General features: G+C 49.1%; 1 protein-coding gene. It reads right to left on the minus strand.

All coding sequences use genetic code 11. The features are described 5' to 3' along the window. Nucleotides 1-1,307: MFS transporter (locus MUU51_RS00125; RefSeq protein WP_159777032.1), on the minus strand; the 1,307-nt coding region annotated here is incomplete at its 3' end. Between the last annotated feature and the right edge of the window lie 623 nt (nt 1,308-1,930).

The following is a 1,930-nucleotide window of genomic DNA, read 5'->3' on the forward strand; positions in this document are numbered from 1 at the left end:
TCCCGATAAAAAAGAGCAACGGCGACAGTAGTAAATAATGCAACGCCAACCAGATAATAAGCCGGCGCAAGCTTATTCCCGGTAAATTCAACGAGTGCAGTGGAAATAAACGGTGTCGTTCCACCGAACAACGTAAAGGCCAGGTTATAAGATATTGCCCCTGCGGTGACACGCACAGAGGCAGGGAACATTTCTGCCATGCTGACGGTGACCGAAGGAGTAATGAAGAAGAAAATCATCATAAACAGCAGTTGCGCAATAACCACAACACCGAAACCACTCATTCCCGCAATGATAAATGCTGGCACAGCAATAATGGCTGCAAATATACTTGCCGTCAGGATCATAGGCTTACGACCATACCTGTCTGCCAGCAAGCCGCCAGCTGGCAAGATGCAACAGAGAACGACCAGCGCAATTGAATTTGAGAACAAAGCATCAGGCTTTGTGTGATTTGCCACTTCAATAAGATAAGTCGTCAAATAACTGCTGAACAGATACGAAGCTACCGCATTGCAGATGGCGAAACTGAAGAAAATGCCCATATTGCGCCATTGTGTACTTAATGCATCCCGTAATGGGGCTGACTCAACATTCCCGGTTTGCAAAACCTTTTTGAACTCAGGCGTATCCTCAAGCTTCATGCGTATATAGAACCCAATTGCACCAACAGGGATCGAGAGCAGAAAAGGGATCCTCCATCCCCAGGACGTCAGTGATTCTGACGGCAAGGCATGCGAAAGATATCCCACCAGACCCGAGCCCGCGAACAATCCGAGAAAAACACTCACGCCAACAAAGCTTGCATAAAATGCACGCTTTTTAGGGGGGCCATATTCCACGACAAAGGTCACTGCTCCGGCATATTCGCCACCGGCCGCAAACCCCTGAACAAGTCGGCAAAGAATCAGCAATACAGGTGCCAGAGTGCCCAGCTGGGCGTGCGTCGGTAATAATCCGACTGCTCCCGTCGCTGCTGCCATAATAAGAATGGTTGTCGCCAGCACCTTCTTTCGTCCGAGCTTATCAGCCATCCGTCCGAAGTAGATGCCGCCAAGTGGCCTGAAAAACAGGGTCATGGCAAGCACGGCATAGGTCATCATCAGCGCAGCGGTACGGTCTTCGCTGGGGAAAAATATCGTCGCGATAACTGGTGCCATATAGCCGAAGATCCCATAATCGAACCATTCGACAAAGTTGCCTATCATCGCGGCGCGCACCGCCTTTCTGGCGATTTTATTCGTCGCCGCAATGTCCCGTTCTGATACCGAGACAAAGCTCACATCTGTAGGAACAACTCTGTTCATATTGCACCTTTTGTTTAACCCTGAGGGGTCGAGCAATGAGTTGGAAGCCAGCAATGCATTCCAATGCACTGAATTGAAGCTACGACCTGGTTGGTCAGAAGTCAAACAATTGTGGTGACGTCTGTTGCGGTAATGTAAAAAGTGTGACGTATGTTTTAACTCCGACATTCGCCTTATTGCCCCTCCTGCCGGCGGATTTTTGGTTATCAACCTCTGTGATCAGTACAGTTGTCGGGGTGGGTTTTGCTGAAGCACAATGAGCGTGATACCGCGATACGGATAGTTGTGATACCTGAGGTTTATGCGAAGAGAAGTGCGGGGTTCACAGGCATGCCGTACGCATATTTAGAATCATGTTCAATGTATCATCATTGATGACAGCTAGACTGAACCACCCGCCCGGCGTCTGAAGCCGCTCCAATGGAATGCCCATTCGCCAGGACAGCAGCCCTGTATTTATAGAGACAGACGGGGCATTGTTGCCCCCCGGCTCTCCGGATAATTGTCAATGAAATGTTAGTTTTATTCTCGGGTTTGATACGCGTGTTCTTGTACAAGGCAAAAAGTGGTGCTAGTGTGCATTCGTATGCGCTATTAGTTGATACCGGATGACAGTAATCCTG

The organism is Scandinavium manionii (assembly GCF_024764775.1).
Classification (GTDB): Bacteria; Pseudomonadota; Gammaproteobacteria; order Enterobacterales; family Enterobacteriaceae; genus Scandinavium; species Scandinavium manionii.